Raw genomic sequence first — 17,410 nt, forward strand, 5'->3', positions numbered from 1 at the left:
GGAGCCGGAGCCGACCGCGTGTCCCGGCCGGCGCCGGGAGCCGAGCGCGTCCCGCCGGCCGTCCTGGCCCTGGCCGGAGCCGAACGCGTCGGCGACGCCGGTCAGTCCGCGCCCCCGGCGAGCACGTCGCGGGCGAGCGCGGCGGACCCGTCGTCCACCTCCGGCAGGGCGAGCACCAGCTCGCACAGCGACGCCAGCACGGGGACCTCACGGGTCCGCCGCGCCCGCACCGCGGCGCGCATCCGGTGCACGACCAGTTCCGCGACATCGGGCCGGGTCGCGGGCTCCACCCAGGCGGTCGCCACGAGCGCCAGGCCCGCCGCCTCCGCCACCCAGTCCTCGGGGCCGTTCAGCAGGTCCGCCAGCAGCCCGCGGCGGCGCGAGGCGGGCCACGGCTCGTCCGCGCGGTGGTGCGCCAGGCCCAGGCACGCCCACACCTGCACGCCCCGCAACCACCGCTGCGGCGCGTGCCGCACCACGTCCCCGGTCGGCGCGGGCGGGTGCACGAGCACGCCGAGCAGGTCGTGCGGGTCGAGCGCGGACAGCACGACCGCGCGGTCGTAGGCGGCGGGCAGGGACGGCCAGCTCGTCGCCGCCACGGCCGGCACCGCCTCGACGGCCTCGGGCGACGGCGGCGGCACGGCGGGTCGGGCCGTCGTCCCGTCGTAGGCCCACACGACGTGCCGGACGTCGCCGACCGGCCGGCGCGGGTCCGGCTCCGGCACGTGGTCGACCGCCACCTCGGCCAGGGGGAACGCCAGCCGCAGCGCCAGCACGGCGCTCGGCGGCGCCGGCGTGGCCAGCGTCACCTCCGGCTCGACGTCGGCCGACGGCCCGTACTCCTGGAGCACGTCGCGCAGCAGGCCGACCAGGTCGTCGGCGGCCTCCGGCACGCCGCCCAGCCACGGGCGGCCCCGTGCGCGCCGGGCGAGCACGTCGGCGGCGTAGGAGTGCTCGGGGTGGTCGCGCAGGTGGTCGGCGAGCGCGACCAGGTGCCGCACGTCGTCGTTCAGGACGTGCCGCAGGCCGAGCGCGGTCGCGAGGGCCTTCGGGTGCTCGGGATTGGCGTCCACCACGCGCAGCGCCCACTCCAGCCCTTCGGCCGGCCGGCCCGTCGCCTCCAGCAGGTCGGCGATGTGGAGGAACAGGTCGTGGCCCTCGGGGGTGCGGGCCGCTTCCCGCCGCCAGGCGGCCAACGCCTCCTCGGTGCGGCCGGCGGTGCGCAGCGCGTGGCCCTTCGCGACCGCCGCCTCGTGCGTCGGCTCCACGTCGAACGACCGCTGCGCCCACACGATCGCCTCGTCGGCCGCGCCGAGGCGGCGGGCCAGGGTGGAGCCGCACCACAGCAGCATGGCGTGCTCGGGGTGGCGGGCGACGCAGCCGCGCAGCACCGCGAGCGCGGGCAGCAGCGGTGCGCGTTCGGCCTCCCCGACCGGGTCGGCCAACGGCTGCGCGCAGCGCGCCGCGGCGATCGCGGCGGCGTTGGGGTCGAGCAGGTCCGGCAGGTCGGGGCGGTGCAGCCAGGCGACGTCCAGCCAGGGGCGGTGCGGCTCGCGCGCGGCGACGGCGAACAGCTCCGGCACGGCCCGGTCCCAGCGGCCGGCCATCGCGCACACGTGCGCGTGGGCGGCGATCGTGCCGGTGGACGCCCGCTCGGGTCCGGGCTCGAAGTGCCGCAACGCCCGCTCCGGCCCGCCCGCGCGGGCGACCAGCTCGGCGAGCGCCTCGTGGGCGTCGGGCAGGCGCGGGTCGGCCGCGATCGCGTCGGCCAGCCGGCGCGCGGCGTGGCGCAGGTCGCCCTCGGCCAGGGCGAGCCGGGCGGCCGCGACCTCGCCCTCGGCGTCGAGCCGTTCGTCCGCGCGCCCCTCGGATCCGTCGTGTGCCATGGCCCCCCTCGGGTCGGGAGGCATCGTAACCGAGCGGATCGGCAGGTCAGGCGCGTGCCGAGGTCGGTCCACTGTGGATCGGCGCGGACTCGTCCGGTGGCCGTCGCGGGTTCCGTCGGACGGGTGATCCGGGTGCGGGCGGCGGTCACGAGTCCGGAGTGGACGGTGCGACGCGGGAGTGGCCGGCGCAACCCGGTGGCGGTACGGGCGCGGTGGCGTGTACCGTGGGTGACATCGGGGTCGTTCCACTTCTTCTTTTTCAGAACCCCGAATACCCCTCGCGCCACGCGGAGACCTCCGGACCGGCACCGCCGGCCGTGAGCACGCGTCGGGCGCGGAGAAAGTCGGAAAGCACATGTCAACCACGCAGCAAGCGCTGTTCAGCCACCCGGACACGTCCCGGCCCGAGGACGTGACCGCACCGCGCCGCGACGAGCAGCGCTCCTACACCGACCTGTTCCGCGAGCCGGTCGCCGTGCCGCCGCGCCACGCCGGCTCGGGTTCCTGACCTCGGGCGCGACCCCTCGGCGACGTGCGCCGAGGGGTCGTCCCGCGGGCGTCAGGCCGCGGTCACTCCGCGCGCCACAGCGCGGGCACGTTCGGCGGTTCCCAGCCCGGCTGGGCGAGGTGCCCCTGCAAGCACACGTACCCGACGCCGTTGTAGGTGACGGTCGCGCCCGCCGCGTAGTTCGTGCCCACCGCCCACGTGCCGCCACCCGGCGACGACGGCGTGGTGGTCGTGCTGGTGGGCCGCGTGGTGCTGCTCTGCGGCACGTTCAGCACGAAGTCGAACTTCGCCTCGCGGGCGCTGCCGACGGTCCGCACCTCCATCAGCAACCGGGGGTCGAAGATGGTGTCGGTGTTGTTGCGCGGCTCGCCCGGGAAGTACAGCTGGGTGGTCAGCACGGGCCTGCCCGGCGCCTGCAGCTTCACGTGGATGTGCCGCGTGCGGCCGGGGTAGAGGCCCGGCACGATCGTGGTCAGCGAGAACGAGCCGTCGGGGTTGGTGAACTGGTGGCCCCGGAAGCGGAAGCCGGTGTTGTCGTACACGCCGTTGACGTCCGCCTGCCAGAAGTCCATCAGCACGTTGCCCAGCGGCAGGCACGCCAGCCCGAACACGTAACCCGTGACGGTCAGCCGGGTGCCGGCGGTGCCCGCGTCGACCAGCGACGTGCGGCGCGGTGAGTTGGGCTTGAAGTAGGGGCCCTCGGTCTGCGGCGGGGTGGGGTCGTCGCCGTCGTCGCACGCCGGCGTCAGCTCCACCTGCTCGCCGCGCGCGCCGACCGTGCGGGCCAGCGCGGGCACGCCCATCATGGCCACCGGCAGCGCGACCCCCGCCGCGAACGCGGCGCGCAGCACCGTCTTGCGGCTGAGGTGGCGGGGGTCCGTCTCGTCGCCGGGGGTGTGCCCGGTCGGGCCGCGGTCGCCGTCCGTCGATGCGTCCATGCCTGCTCCTCGTGGGGCTTGGTCGGGATACCCCGAACCTACGAGCGGCGCGCGGACCCGACGATGGACTGGGACCGCCGGTCGTGGTGATCCTCGCGGTCGCCGTTACCCGGCTCGCTCACTGTGAACGGCCGCGCGCCGGAACGCGCCGGGGCTCACGCCCGCCTCGCGGCGGAAGAACCGGCAGAAGTAGGCGGGATCGGCGAAACCCACCCGGTTCGCCACCTGCCGCACGGTCAGGTCCGTCTTGACCAGCAACCGCTGCGCCTCGTGCGTGCGGGCCTGGCGGACGAGCTGGGACGGCGTCCGCCCGGTCGCCGCCTTCACCGCCTCGGTCAGGTAGCCGGGGGTGACGCCGATCCGCTCCGCGTACGCCCGCACCGACCACAGGTCGTGGTCCGCGCGCCCGGCCAGCCGGACGAACTCCTCCGCCACCGCGCCGGGCCGGGCGGGCGCGGCGGCCGGGGTCGCCGGCAGCCGGGCCGCGCGCACCACGAGCACGTGCAGCAGCGCCCGCAGCACGGTTTCCACGCCCGCCTCGCCGCGCCGGTACTCGTCGTGCAGCTCGGCGATCGTCCGGGCGACCCGGGCGTGCGCGGTCTCGTCCAGCGTCAGCCAGGGCCGTTCGCTGATCCGGCGCAGCAGGTCGCGGTCGGCGGGGTGGTCGAGCAGGAAGTCGTCGGTGAACAGCAGCACCGTGCCCTGCAGGTCGCGCGCGTCGTCCCAGTGGTGCACCTGGCCGGGCGCGATCACGCACAGGTGCGGCGGGCGCAGCTCCCAGCGGGCGAGGTCGACCACGTGCGTCCCGGTGCCGCCGATGACGTGCACGATCTCGTGGAACGTGTGCCGGTGCGGGAAGGACGCCCGCGACATCGGCCCGATGGTGTCGAACGTGCCCATCGCGAACGGCAGCGCGTCCGGCGCCGGCACCTCCAGCCGGTGCACGGGCAGCTCGCCCTCGCGTGGCGCCCGGCTGGGCGTTCCCGGTAACACGGTGGTGCCGCGCATCGTCCCGATCCCCTCTCCGCTGAAGGTCCAGACCAATTACGGACCACCATGGCACGGGCGGGGGCGGGAGGGGAACGAACGACCGTCGGGCGCTCAGCCCGGGTGCAGGCCGGGACCGACCGGTGGCGGGACGGCGCGCACCACCGGACCGCGGTGCGGTCGCTCCGGACCGGGACGCCCGCCCAGCAGCACGTTCGTCAGCGAGGCGCGTTCGTCGAGCATGGCGCGCGCGACGTCGGCCAGCTCGTCGCCGACCACCGGCGTGCCGCCCGCGCCGTCGTCCCGGACCGCGTTCAGCACGGCACGCCGCAGCAGTTCTTTGACGAACGACGCCGTGACGCCCTCGGTCGCCTCGACCACGGGGTCCAGGTCCGCGCGCAGGTCGACGCCCCGGCTGTAGAGCCGCAGCAGCCGGCGTCGCCCGTCCGCGTCCGGTCGCGGCACCTCGACGGCCAGGTCGATCCGCCCCGGCCGGTCGGCCAGCGCCCGTTCCAGCTCGTCCGCGCGGTTGGTGGTGAGCACGAACGTGACGTCGGCGTCCGCGCCGACGCCGTCCATCGCGTCGAGCAGGGTGAACAGCAGCGGGTTCGCGGCGCCGGGCGCGTGGCCGCGGTCCATGGCGACCAGGTCGACGTCCTCCACCACGACCATCGACGGCTGGAGCCTGCGAGCCAGCGCCGCCGCGTGCCCGATGAACCGCATCGCCGGGCCGGTCAGCAGGATCACCGTGCAGTCGCGCAGCCGGCTCATCAGGTAGCGGACGGTGTGCGTCTTGCCGGTGCCGGGCGGGCCGTGCAGCAGCAGGCCGCGCTTGAGGTGCTGTCCCGCCGCGAGCAGCCGCGCGGAGTGCTCGGCGATGCCGACCACGTGCTCCTCGATCGTGTCCAGCACGCCGTCGGGCAGCACCACGTCGTCGGCGTCCAGCGCGGGCCGGGGCAGGAACGTGACCAGCTCGTTGCCGCGGTGCTCGCTCACGCCGAACGCGAGCACCTGGCGGCGGAACGCGTCGTGCTCCCGCATCAGCCGCTCGACCTCCGCGCCGACCGCCCGCGCCGCCGCGCGGTCGGCCGCGAGCACCTCCAGCCGGCACGCGGGCGGCCCGAAGTCGTTGGGGCCGCGGATGCCCACCAGCACGGGCGTGCCGTCGGGCGCGGCGGTCGGCGCCAGGCCGAGCTGCACGACCTCGACGCTGTCCTCCGGCCCCACCGCCGCCGTCGCGTAGTCGGCCGCGCCGATCCCGGAGTGGGGCGTGTGCCGGGCGGAGAGCAGCATGCCCATGATGTCGTCGTGCCCGCGCTGCCGGCCGTCCCCGAGGCCGAACCACTCGGCGTCCGGCGTGTGCGCCGCGAGGTACGCGTCGACCCCGCGCTGGAGGTTCACGTGCTCCCACACCTCGAACCGCGTGGCGACCGACAACACCTCCGACAACTCGCACCGGAGGTGCTCTCGCACCCGCCGGATCAACGGCCCGGCCTCACCGTCCTGCTCGACGAGGTTCGCCGCCACCTGGACCAACCGCCGCAAACCGCCAGCAAGCGCTTTCGCCTCGTCGCCCGAGAGTTCCCCCATACACACATCATGCACGGTTCCATGGTGAGTGGCCCACCATCTGATGTCCTGCGAGAGGTGGAAAGCTTTCGAGTCGGGCTGGAGCGGTCATGCCGGTGGCAGGGCTTCGAGGCGGCGACGCACGTAAGCGAGATCCAACGAGCAGTGCCTCGCGATCCGTTCGTGCTGGCGCTTCTGCCGCTCCTCGACTTCTCGGTCGTCGGTCACGTACACCACGATGAGGGGCTTGGATCGCGCGGTGACCGCGTTGTTGACCGCCGCCCACAGCAGATCCCTGAATGTGCGTGGTCGACCCCAGCAGACGTAGCGCTCCCGCGCCTGGTCGGTGATCAAGCAGTGCATCGGCTTCTCCTTGACCGAGCCGGGCTTGATCCGCCACTCGTCACCGACCAACTCGGCGATGAACTCGTCAGGAGGTGACAGCCTCTTCGTCGCGTACGGGGCGTAGGAGCCGATGTTCTCGAGGGCGCGGGCGTACTCCTTCAACGGGCCGTCCTTGAGCCAGACGCGCATGCCCTCCGCTGTGTAGTAGTCCGCCAACTCCCCACCGATCGCCTCGTCCTCGACCCACCGGGTGTAGTAGGCGGTCCGCTCGCGGGCGGGAACCCCTTCCCAGTCCAGCGACCCCACTTGACGGTAGAGCTCGCGGATGACGGAATCCCTGACGTCCTTCGGTACGGCGATCTCCGGCATGCATCCCTCACTTCAGCGCTGCGTGGCGGCACGACCCAGTGCGGTGACAACCTGGTTCACGATGGCGTCGGTGTCCTCGTGCTCCCAACAACGAATCACCGTCCATCCGCGCTCGATCAGGGCCTGGTTGGTCTCGGCGTCACGTCGCTGGTTGTCGAGGATCTTCGTTCCCCAGAACTCGGAGTTCTTCTTCGCTGGACGGTAGTGTTCTGGACAGCCGTGCCAGAAGCAGCCGTCCACGAACACCGCCAGCCGCTCCCTGGTGAAGACGACATCGGCGGTCCGCCGCAGTTCCGGCAGCGGTCGTACCGATACCCGATACCGCAGGCCGTGAGCGTGGAGTGCGGCGCGCAGTCGGAGCTCGGGAGTGGTATCGCGGCCCCGGTTACCCCTCATCGAGGCCCGCACCTCACGCGACGACGCCCACGACTCGTCCGGGAGCGCCTCGTCGCGCACCAGACCCAGCGCGCGAGCCCTCTCCCACCCTTCGGCGAGGTTCGCCGATCGCATGCGGTGCTCGACCGCACCCAGTGACCGCGAGATTGTGCGGTCGTGGTCTCGCCACCGCAGGTGCGCGCGGATGATCCCCGATGCCTCGGACATCCTCAGCACGACGGTGCCCCTGGTGGTTCGTCCGGAATCCAGGTCCACGACACGGCGATGAGCGCCACCGGCCGCCTTGTCCTGTTCGGCGTCGACCAGTGATCTCGCCCGGCCGGCCTTGGGTTTCCAAGCTCTCGCGGACTGACGACTCACGGTCGTTTCTCGGCGTCGTCGAGCACCGTCGAAACCGCCTTTGCGAACACCTCGCCCAACAGGACCGGGACGGCGTTGCCGAGTTGTTTCATCTGCTCGCCTCGAGGACCACGCAATTCCCAGTCATCGGGGAAGGTCATCACCCGCGCCGTCTCGCGGACCGTCATGTACCGGTGGTGGTAGGGATAGGCGCTCGGATTCTTGACGGGGGGAGCGTCGGCGTCGGTGCCGATCAAAGTGTCGGTCAGCATCACCGACTCGCCGCCCGGGACACCATGGACGCCCGCCTTGACCGTCTTCGCGGGACGATCCAGGTAATTCGGCGTGTGGCCGGGGTAGATGCCCGCGTCCGGCCAGCCGATGTGCTCCTTGGGCATGTCGTCGTACTGCCGTCGGTCCAGTCGGGTCCAGGGGACATCGGGCAGCGGCTCGCTGTCCGAGTCGCCGGCCAGAGCGTCCCTCAGAGTCCGCCAGGGCTTCATCCCGTCTGAAGCCTCCTCGAGCGGCAGGACGGCCTCCGACCTGCCCATGATGTATTCCCTGACGTGTTCCGGTACATCGGCACGCCGGTCGACCCCTTTGTGGCGTTCCCAATACTCGCCCGACTGCATCGAGCGGATGAGCGCTCTCTCGGAGTGAGTAGGCTTGACGGCATGTCGTAGCAAGTCCACATCGATGTCGAGGTCGCCTCGGAAACCGACGATGATGATGCGGTTCCGAATCTGGGGCACACCGTAGTCGGCAGCGTTCACAGGAAATGTGAAAACCTGGTACCGCTCAGTGGGCTTGACGTCCCCGCGCTGCTCTTTCAACTTGAGGATAGCGTCGTGCTGGAGCCAACTGGCCTCGGGGTCGCGCTCCTCGAACGGGAATTCCAACTCGCGCGTAATGTAGTCGAAATAAGGCCTGAACGAAGGCCGGAGTAGGCCGCGGACGTTTTCGCAGATGAACGCCTTGGGCTTGATCTCCCGGATGGCGCGGAACATCTCGGGGAACATGTTCCGCTTGTCCTCGTCGCCCTTCGCGATGCCCCCCAGGCTGAACGGCTGGCACGGAGGGCCGCCGGCGAGCAGGTCGACAGCACCTTCGAGGTAACCCATCTTGAGGTCGCGAACGTCACCGCGTACCAAGGGGATCCGTTCACCGGGTTCGGGGATGCGCTCTTCCTCGCCTCGCGGGGCGGCCACATTGGCCTCGAGGGTGTCGCACGCGTACCTGACGAACTCGTTGAGCAGCAACGGCCGGAACCCCGAGCGGTGCACGGCCATCGCCAGGCCCCCGCCGCCCGCGAACAGCTCCACCGACGTGCGTCCCGGCAGATCCGGTTCAGCCGACATGCGCGGGAGCCTACCGCGTCGCGGGCCGTCATCACTGCGAGGCATGCGGGTTGTCCGCCTTACCGGAAGAGAGGAATCGCTCATGCGTCAACGAGCGCGTAGTAAGGCTTGTCGGGAATGGCAACCTGGTACACCAACGGTTTGCGATCGAGCGGAAGCGTGCCATCCGGCAGTTGCAGCCTGAATGCCATGACCACCCCGGTCGGGTGGCCATCAGTCGCGATGTCGAGCTTGAGCTTGTCCTTCCTCATCACCGGGTAGACGATCGCACAACCTGAGGTCGGCGTCCTGCCCGGGATGCCGGCGATCGCAACCCGGTGCGCTGTTTCGGAGTTGCCGCGGATGCTGTGGTCTCCAAGCGTGGTCCGGCCGTGGACGGTGAACTCGCCGATGCCGCGGAGATTGACCCGCTTGCCGGTCTTCTGCTGGGGGAACATGACGTCCCAGCGGTCGATCAGCTCCTTGGGCAGACTCGCTATCCAGGCGAGGTCCGCGGCGAACGTCTCCGGCGTTGCCCACTTCAGATCGCGCAGGACGGACACCATGTCCTCGTGGGACACCTCACCGAGGAAGGTTTCGAAGGACCGGCGACCATCCGTGAGGGAGGTGACATGCCGCGCGGCCTTCAGCAGCGGCACGAACGCGTCGATGTTGTGGTCGAGCGCTGCTTGATCGGTGAGCAACGGATAACCCGAGCTCGGCTCCTTGGTACGGGTGCGCCGCTCCACCAGTCTGGCGTTGTACATCTTGTTCGCGGCGGTCGGCCGAAGCCCGTGCCGGGCGACGAGCGGAGGGATGTCTTCGGGCGTGAACAGCGGGCGCCCGTCGACCATGACGGCGTACTGGCGCAGCTCCTCCCGGAAGTGTTCTTCATCGCGGCAGGCGGCTTCGAACGCGTCCCGGACGCCGGGGGTAATGAACAGGCGGACTAGGTCGCGGTACCCCTTGCGGAAGCCGAACCACCTCCCCATCTGCATCAGAGCTTCGGCGTGTCCGACCTTCCGGGAGTAGTAGGTGATGGTGAGACCTTCGACGGTGAAACCGCGAGCGAGCTTGTTGCCGCCGACGAGCACTCGCCACACGGACCTCTTGTCGAAGTCCAGATCCTCCTGCTCGATGTCCTTATCGCTGTTCACCACCAGCACGGGGTTGCCGTTGGGCGCGATCCTGCGGGCGGCTTCGCCCAAAAACCGGGTCAGGTCGTCGAACCTCGATGGCATCGGGTGCTTCAGGTCGAGCGCTTCCGCCACCGGTGCGAAGTCGTCTTCGAACAGCGTCCGGAGCCGGCGGTGTGCGCGTCCACTCAGGTAACCGGCAGTCCGCCACAGTTCCTGAATGGTCTCCGCGCGCGACCGCTGGCCGGCCTTCCGCATCGTCTCGTGCACCAGCATCGTGTGGTGCTTGAACGGACCGGAGCCCTCGGCTTCCCGGTACAGCTTGAGGGCGGCGGTGAGGACGAACGAGTCGAGCGCCACCTGGAGCTCGGCGTCGTCCTCGTCCTGACGGTCGTCCAGCAGCCGGAGGTGCGCCATCTCCTTCGAGGTGCGGAAGGTCCGCTCGACGTCGGGGTCGAGGTCGAGGTCGTGGAAGTCCTCCGCACCCATATAACCGAGCGGTCGTTCCAAGGAGATGAGGTAGTCCTTGGGGAAGATGTCCTCCGCGTCCGTCGGGTCGACGAAGACGTTCGCGAACGGGGTGGCCGTGTAACCGATGTACTGGGCGCGCGGCAGCAGTGCCAGCAGGTTGGACAGGTGCTCGTTGATCGCCGTCCGAGACTTCTTGTCCTCGAGCCACTTACGCGGATCCGTCGTGTTGACCGACGCCTGGTCGGACTCGTCGTCGATGATCAGCGCGGGGATGTTCTCCAGGCGGTCAGCGGTGTTTTTCAAGTCTTTGACGAGGTTGTTGAGGACACTGGCGTTCTTCTTGACGATGATCAAACGGGCGTCGCTGGTGAACAGGTTGTCGGGGTGCCACAGGGGCTTCGTGCGATCCCTGCGCTCGAACTCCAGCGCGGATCGTCCCTGTTGGAGGCGTCGGTAGTCGAATCTGCGGTTGGTCATCCGGTGAATGTCGGGCCTGCCGATCTGCGACGGCCACGCGCCGTGCCGGACGAAGCGATCGGCTACCCAGTCCTCGTCATCCAGGTAGTCGATGAACTGGGCCGCGTCGGGGTCGCTCTCGTCGCTGCCGCGGAGGATGTTCTCCCGGCCGACCAACTCCATGTCCACCCGGCGCTGGGTTTGTTCACGCAGGATGTTGGTGGTGCCGGTCATCACGATGACGAGGCGGTAGCCGGCGTCGATGGCTTTGGCGATCACACCGGTGAAGTTGGCGGTCTTACCGCTCTGCACGTACCCGACCACGAGCCCCTTCGTCTGCCCCGCCTTCGCTCGGGACGGGTCGATCAGGCGTTCGACGACCCGCGTGGTCGCTGTGTCCAGGTTGACGATCGAGTCGGCATCCCAACGGCGCTGTTTGTGCAGGTAGTCGGCGTAATGTCCCCAGTAGAAGTCGCGCGCCTTCTTGACTTCGTCGGTGTACCACGGATCCCACGGGCCGGCGATGACCGTGGTGCCGTCACCCTTGGCGAGGGGGAAGTGGCGAGCGATCTCGGCAGCGGTCTCCGAGCCGAGCCCCAACGCCTCGATCACCCGTGACCGACGCTCTTCCGTGTTCGGCTCCGTGCCGGTGGTCCAGGAGTTGCCCTCGACCGGGGCGTTGTCCCACTTGGCGAGGTTCATGTGCAGATCGAGCCGGAGTTTGTCGTTGGGATCGGCCACGGCGAGGTGCTCCCTCAACCGTCCTTCCGACACGTCGAGGCCGGGCTCGAGGTCTTCGGCTTCCAACGCGGCGCGCTTTACCAGAGCTCGCGGGGTGTCGTCTTCCATGGCGCGCAGCGCGCTGGTGTAGGCCCGGACGAATGGGGTGATCATGTCCATCCTTCGAAGTCGCAGGCCGAGCGGATGACGTTCGGCGTCTTGTCCTCGTCCGCGAAGCCATCGAGGTCGATCCGGTAACGGATTGTCGGGATGCGGTCGATGACGACGCCCCGATTTCGCAGGTCGTCGGGAGTGAGGCGCGGGAAGGGGCCGGTCACGTGGTAACCGCGGCTCGCGGATCGCCGGGCCCAGCGCGTGGTCAGGCGTTCCCGGTAGGCGTCGCGCCAGCCGGAACGGGCGAGCGCGTCCTCGAAGTCGTCCTGGTGTCGACCGGGGCCGAGTTGTGCGGAGACGGCCTCGATGAGGCCGGGGAGGCTCGACCCTGTTCCTGCGCCCGCCGAGGTGAGCTGGTGCGAGACCAGCCAGAGCGGACGCCCTTCCTTGGGCACCAGTTGGGTCAACGACTCGATCCAGTGCGTCCTCGACTCGGAGGTCGTCGTCTTGACCTCCACGTCGAGCTCGGGCAGTCCGAAGTCGTGCTCCTCAGCCAAGCTCCCGCGCCATGCCTCGACCGACTTCACGGCACCTAGCCGCTCGATCAGACCGCCGAGAACGAGCAACTCCCCGAACAAGCCGATCTCACGTTCCCGGGTCAAGGCTTCGGGTGTCCGCAACAACGAGGACATGCGGTCCAAGGTCGCGTGCAGTGCCCGAGCGGGCGACAAGCCACCGAGCTGGACCCGGTCCGCCACCGAGCAAAGGATCGGGTAGGCGTCTTGGAAGAGGTCTCGAGCGGTGACGACCACCTCGAAGAAGCGCTTCCCGTCACGCAGGGCGATTCGCGCGAGTATGTTGCGCAACTTGGTGTCAGGTGCGTCCTCTTTGCCCGAGACCGCGACCCGCAGGCCGAGCTCCGGCACCCGGGGCTCGAAAAAGATGAACGTGTCCGGTGCGCCGGCGACCGCGAGCGTGACCGGAACCCCGCTGTCGAGTATGCGGTCGAAGTTCTCGGCAGAGACGTGGCGCTCGTCGATCCTCGGTTCTGCGTTCACTGGCGTTCAGCCCGTGCCGCGGCCGTCAGGATCGTCTGCCACAGCGCGATGTTGTCCTTGTCCTTCGGTCCGAGGTGACTGCCCTCGAAGACGTTCGAGACCAGAAGGTAGAGCAACGACTTCACCAGCGGGAGGTCGTTCAGACCGCCGTGCTTGCCGCCCAGCAGCATCCTGCGGTAGCGCTTGTTCAGCCATAGGGTGCGCCGGTCGCGGTCGACGTGGAACAGCAGGTCGTCCGTGAATGTGTCCCAGCGGATGTCGATGGGTTCCTCGCCGGACTTCTCCGGGATCTCGCGCTTGATCGTGTCGCGCACACGGGGCGGCAGTCCCGCGCCCGGGTACACCATGGGCGTCCGCTTCGTCGAGCGCTTCCTCGACTCGGTGTACACCGCCTCGGCCAGGTCGAAGTACTTGTCGAGGCTTATACCGTCGGCTGATCTGGCGGAGGCCGCTAACCGGGCGAACTCCGGTCCGACGTTCACCCGTGACTTCTCCGGATTCATGCGGAACAGGCCGATGATGTCGTTGTCGATGTCCACCTCGACCCGAGCGAGCCGGAGCTTCGGATTGGGCGCGTGCACACCCTCCCAGCCGCCGGCTTGCAGAAGGCGGTCCCGCCGGTAGAAGTAAAGCCCTTGGTGGCTGACGGGGTTCCCGGTCAACTGGAACGAAGGATTCCCCGACTGACCGGGCCATAGGTGGCAGCGGAAGGCCAATTTCAGGTCACCTTCCTCCGCCGTCAAGGTCTGCGGGAAGTCCGGTCGACCGGATCGCGCGTAACCGAACGGGTTCAGCGGCGTGACCGGGATCGGTGGTCCCACGAACCCGGTGTCGACCTCGTGCACGTCGAAGTCGACGCTCAACCGGTTCTGTTCGAGGAATCGATGGAAGACCATGCCGATGTGCTGACAGGCGTTGGTGATCATGTGGTCGATGAACTCATCGATCCGGCGCGGGTCGTCGGTGGCGGGGAAAGCGACCACGTCGTCCCAGCGGATCACCGTCCCGCTGCCGCGCAGTTCGATGCCCCAGTCCCGGTCCAACTCCGACTCGGCGAACCGGCGGGGAACCACGTCGCAGGCGAAGCTGCGCCCACCGTCGGCCGCCAAGCGCCAGCGCCGTCCGACCGCTTCGTGGCCCGCAGACCGCGACATCACCGTCAGGATCCTGGCCTGGCTGAACGACGCGGCTTTGAGGCCCAACCCGAAGTGGCCGAGGTCACCGTCTCCGTACTCACGTCGGCCGCCCACGGTCATCGCGGAGTCGATCGCGTCCGGCGACATGCCGTTTCCGTCATCGACCACGTAGAGCGAGGTCAGGCGCTCGCCGACCTTGACGATGCGCACGAGGACGTGTGTCGCGCCCGCGTCGATCGAGTTGTCGACCAGGTCGGCGAGAGCCGTCGGCAGCGAGTGGTTGCGACCGATGGCGTCCATCGCCCGAGGGTCGGGTGGTAGCTCGATGCTTCCCTCGGTCGGTACGGTCAGGCTCCACTCGGTCACAGGCTCCACCCCTACTCCTGTCAGGTGCGCTGGCCCGCTGGTGCGACAAGCCGCGCTGTACCCGATATACCCGACGGTGGCCTTTTCGTTAGCCGACGTTACCAAGATGATGTCGCCAACTCGAGTGCCGGGCTGAGCTGCGGTCCATTACAATGCCCCGCCCAGTTCGTTGAGGAACAACGAGTCGTCTGTTCGGTCTGGTGTTAACCTCGGGGATGCTCGGGTCGGCTAAGGTCGGTAAGGGTCCGTTGATCCAATTCCTCGCTGCTGGCAGGGGTTCGTCTAGGAGTCCGCAGCGAGGCGAATTCACATCGCGGTCCATCCACTCGCACGACCCGGCGTCCGGCCGGCTCCTCGCGATGGCGCCGATGCGTCTTTTCGCTCCGAAGCTCTTGACGGAGCGACGTGCTGCGGCAGTGGAAGCCGCCAGTCGACCGCGTCGCGGCGGACGAGTGTGGCGATGGAGACGTCGGACGGCAGGCTCCGATCAGGCCCGATGGTGCGCATGGCGGCCAGGTCGGACTCCCGGGCCGGGGTCGGCGCGCTACTTCGAGTGGCACCGGCACAACGTCTTCCGGGGTCGGCCGGACGGAGGTGTCGGTGGGGTCCATTAGGATCGGGCGATGGCTTCGCAAGAGGTGCTGCGAAGGGTCTTCGGTTACGAATCCTTCCGCGGGGACCAGCAGGAGATCGTGGACCACGTCGTCGCGGGCGGCGACGCGTTGGTGCTCATGCCGACCGGCGGCGGGAAGTCGTTGTGCTACCAGATCCCCTCGCTGGTGCGCGAGGGCACCGGGGTCGTCATCTCGCCGCTGATCGCGTTGATGCAGGACCAGGTGGACGCGTTGCGCGACCTCGGCGTGCGCGCCGGCTTCCTCAACTCCACCCAGTTCCCCGACGAGCGCGCCCTGGTCGAGGCCGAGTTCCTGGCCGGCGAGCTGGACCTGCTCTACCTCGCCCCGGAACGCCTGCGCACCGAGCAGACCACCCGCCTGCTGGAGCGCGGCCGGATCGCGTTGTTCGCCATCGACGAGGCGCACTGCGTCTCCCAGTGGGGCCACGACTTCCGGCCCGAGTACCTGGCGCTCTCGCACCTGCACGAGCGGTGGCCGGAGGTGCCCCGCATCGCGCTCACCGCGACCGCCACCCCGGCCACGCACGCCGAGATCGCCGAACGCCTCCGCCTCGGCGACGCCAAGCACTTCGTCGCGAGCTTCGACCGCCCGAACATCCAGTACCGCATCGTGCCCAAGAACGAGCCGAAGAAGCAGTTGCTGGAGCTGCTGCGCACCGAGCACCAGGGCGACGCGGGCATCGTCTACTGCCTGTCCCGCAACTCGGTGGAGAAGACGGCGGAGTTCCTGACCCAGAACGGCATCCCCGCCCTGCCCTACCACGCGGGCCTCGACGCGGGCACCCGCGCGCGCCACCAGTCCCGGTTCCTGCGCGAGGACGGGCTGGTGATGGTCGCCACCATCGCCTTCGGCATGGGCATCGACAAGCCGGACGTCCGGTTCGTCGCCCACCTCGACCTGCCCAAGTCGGTCGAGGGCTACTACCAGGAGACCGGCCGCGCGGGCCGCGACGGGCTGCCGTCCACCGCGTGGCTGGCCTACGGCCTGCAGGACGTCGTCCAGCAGCGCAAGATGATCGACGACTCCGAGGGCGACCAGCAGCACCGCCGCCGGCTCATGGCCCACCTGGACGCGATGCTCGCGCTGTGCGAGACGGTCGAGTGCCGCCGCGTGCGGCTGCTCGACTACTTCGGCCAGGCGAGCACGCCGTGCGGCAACTGCGACACGTGCCTCGCGCCGCCCGAGACGTGGGACGGCACGGTGGCGGCGCAGAAGGTGCTGTCCACGGTGGTGCGGCTGCGCAACGAGCGGCGGCAGAAGTTCGGCGCGGGCCAGACGATCGACATCCTGCTCGGCCGCAAGACCGCGAAGGTGATCCAGCACGACCACGACCAGCTCAAGGTCTTCGGCATCGGCACGGAGCTGAACGAGAGCGGCTGGCGCGCCGTGGTGCGGCAGCTCCTGGCGCAGGGCCTGCTCGCGGTGGAGGGCGAGTACTCCACTCTCGTGCTCACGCCGGCCAGCGACGAGGTGCTCTACCAGGGCCGCAAGGTGCTGATGCGGCGCGAGCCGGAGCGCTCGGCGAAGGTCAAGACCGCCAAGGCGGCCAAGGGCGCGCCGGTGGACCTGCCCGCCGAGGCCGCGCCGGTGTTCGAGAAGCTCCGCACGTGGCGCACGGCGCAGGCGCGCGAGCAGGGCGTCCCGCCCTACATCATCTTCAACGACGCGACGTTGCGGCAGATCGCCGCGACCGTGCCCACGACGCTGGACGAGCTGAGCGCGATCAGCGGCGTCGGCGAGAACAAGCTCGCCAAGTACGGGCAGCAGATCCTGGACACGCTGAGCGCATGAACGAACTCCGCGCGGACTGCACGCGCTGCTTCGCCCTGTGCTGCGTGGTGCCCGCGTTCGCCCAGTCGGTCGACTTCGCGATCGACAAGCCCGCCCGCACCCCGTGCCCCAACCTGCGCGACGACTTCCGCTGCGGCATCCACTCGCGGCTGCGGGACTCCGGGTTCCGCGGCTGCACGGTGTACGACTGCTTCGGCGCGGGCCAGCAGGTGTCGCAGGTGACGTTCGGCGGCACGAGTTGGCGCGACGACCCCGCGTCGGCACGGACCATGTTCGACGTGTTCCCGGTCATGCGGCAGTTGCACGAGCTGCTGTGGTACCTGACCGAGGCGTTGGAGCTGGAGCGCGCCCGCGCGCTGCACCCCGCCGTGCGCGAGCTGAGGGACGAGATCGAGGCCCTGACCGCCGGCACACCGGACGACCTCGTCGCGCTGGACGTCGGCCCGCGCTGGGAACGGGCGAACGCCCTGCTGCTGCGGGCCAGCGAGCTGACCCGCGGCAAGGGCAAGAACCGCCGCGGCGCGGACCTGGTCGGCAAGGACCTCACCCGCGCGACCCTGCGGGCGTCCACGCTGCGCGGCGCGTACCTGATCGGCGCCAACCTGACGAAGGCGGACCTGCGGCTGGTCGACTTCATCGGCGCGGACCTGCGCGGGGCCGACCTGTCCGGCGCGGACCTGACCGGGAGCTTCTTCCTCACCCAGGCCCAGGTGGACGCCGCCGCGGGCGACGAGGCGACCAGGCTGCCGAAGTCGGTGACCCGCCCGGCGCACTGGGTACGTCGGCAGGCGTAGGCGCACGAGCCGCCGCCGGGCCGACGCGGTGACGGGGCGGCCCGCGCCACGCTGTGCGC

Annotated in this window: 13 protein-coding genes; 3 read left to right on the forward strand and 10 right to left on the reverse strand. The window is 70.0% G+C overall.

Annotated features, from left to right (window positions below):
* Positions 1-101: 101 nt before the first annotated feature.
* Positions 102-1,886, reverse strand: coding sequence for a tetratricopeptide repeat protein (locus ACWEFJ_RS17315; RefSeq protein WP_449714332.1), 1,785 nt, complete (start codon positions 1,884-1,886; stop codon positions 102-104).
* Positions 1,887-2,241: 355 nt separating this feature from the next.
* Here ACWEFJ_RS17315 and ACWEFJ_RS17320 point away from each other — a divergent pair, with 355 nt between their 5' ends.
* Positions 2,242-2,394, forward strand: a complete 153-nt coding sequence (locus ACWEFJ_RS17320; protein ID WP_378084693.1) for a hypothetical protein — start codon at positions 2,242-2,244, stop codon at positions 2,392-2,394.
* A gap of 62 nt (positions 2,395-2,456) precedes the next feature.
* Here the strand turns inward: ACWEFJ_RS17320 and ACWEFJ_RS17325 are convergent, their stop codons facing one another.
* The 9 genes from ACWEFJ_RS17325 to ACWEFJ_RS17365 all read right to left on the reverse strand — a co-directional run bounded on the left by ACWEFJ_RS17325 (position 2,457) and on the right by ACWEFJ_RS17365 (position 14,131).
* On the reverse strand, positions 2,457-3,332 hold the full coding sequence (locus ACWEFJ_RS17325) for a dioxygenase family protein (protein WP_378084692.1): 876 nt from the start codon (positions 3,330-3,332) through the stop codon (positions 2,457-2,459).
* A gap of 105 nt (positions 3,333-3,437) precedes the next feature.
* Complete coding sequence (locus ACWEFJ_RS17330; protein ID WP_449714333.1) at positions 3,438-4,340, reverse strand: AraC family transcriptional regulator; 903 nt, start codon at positions 4,338-4,340, stop codon at positions 3,438-3,440.
* Between the two features lie 93 nt (positions 4,341-4,433).
* Positions 4,434-5,909, reverse strand: a complete 1,476-nt coding sequence (locus ACWEFJ_RS17335; RefSeq protein ID WP_449714334.1) for an AAA family ATPase — start codon at positions 5,907-5,909, stop codon at positions 4,434-4,436.
* A gap of 87 nt (positions 5,910-5,996) precedes the next feature.
* Positions 5,997-6,602: a hypothetical protein gene (locus ACWEFJ_RS17340; RefSeq protein ID WP_449714335.1), complete on the reverse strand. Its 606-nt coding sequence runs from the start codon at positions 6,600-6,602 to the stop codon at positions 5,997-5,999.
* Positions 6,603-6,614: 12 nt separating this feature from the next.
* The gene (locus ACWEFJ_RS17345; RefSeq protein WP_449714336.1) at positions 6,615-7,253 is read right to left on the reverse strand and encodes a very short patch repair endonuclease; all 639 of its coding nucleotides are present in this window, start codon (positions 7,251-7,253) and stop codon (positions 6,615-6,617) included.
* Positions 7,254-7,354: 101 nt separating this feature from the next.
* Positions 7,355-8,695, reverse strand: a complete 1,341-nt coding sequence (locus tag ACWEFJ_RS17350; RefSeq protein ID WP_449714337.1) for a DNA cytosine methyltransferase — start codon at positions 8,693-8,695, stop codon at positions 7,355-7,357.
* 80 nt (positions 8,696-8,775) lie between these two features.
* Positions 8,776-11,631 carry a Z1 domain-containing protein gene (locus tag ACWEFJ_RS17355; protein ID WP_449714338.1) on the reverse strand — a complete coding sequence of 952 codons (2,856 nt, stop codon included), beginning with the start codon at positions 11,629-11,631 and terminating at the stop codon, positions 8,776-8,778.
* Complete coding sequence (locus tag ACWEFJ_RS17360; RefSeq protein ID WP_449714339.1) at positions 11,628-12,629, reverse strand: PD-(D/E)XK motif protein; 1,002 nt, start codon at positions 12,627-12,629, stop codon at positions 11,628-11,630. The genes ACWEFJ_RS17355 and ACWEFJ_RS17360 overlap by 4 nt, the downstream gene beginning before the upstream one ends.
* Complete coding sequence (locus tag ACWEFJ_RS17365; protein WP_449714340.1) at positions 12,626-14,131, reverse strand: ATP-binding protein; 1,506 nt, start codon at positions 14,129-14,131, stop codon at positions 12,626-12,628. The genes ACWEFJ_RS17360 and ACWEFJ_RS17365 overlap by 4 nt, the downstream gene beginning before the upstream one ends.
* 623 nt (positions 14,132-14,754) lie before the next feature.
* On the opposite strand from ACWEFJ_RS17365, the gene recQ reads away from it, so the two are divergent.
* Positions 14,755-16,557, forward strand: coding sequence for a DNA helicase RecQ (recQ, locus tag ACWEFJ_RS17370; protein ID WP_378084688.1), 1,803 nt, complete (start codon positions 14,755-14,757; stop codon positions 16,555-16,557).
* On the forward strand, positions 16,554-17,351 hold the full coding sequence (locus tag ACWEFJ_RS17375) for a pentapeptide repeat-containing protein (protein ID WP_378084687.1): 798 nt from the start codon (positions 16,554-16,556) through the stop codon (positions 17,349-17,351). The genes recQ and ACWEFJ_RS17375 overlap by 4 nt, the downstream gene beginning before the upstream one ends.
* Positions 17,352-17,410 lie beyond the last annotated feature (59 nt).

This window comes from Actinosynnema sp. NPDC004786 (assembly GCF_053601135.1).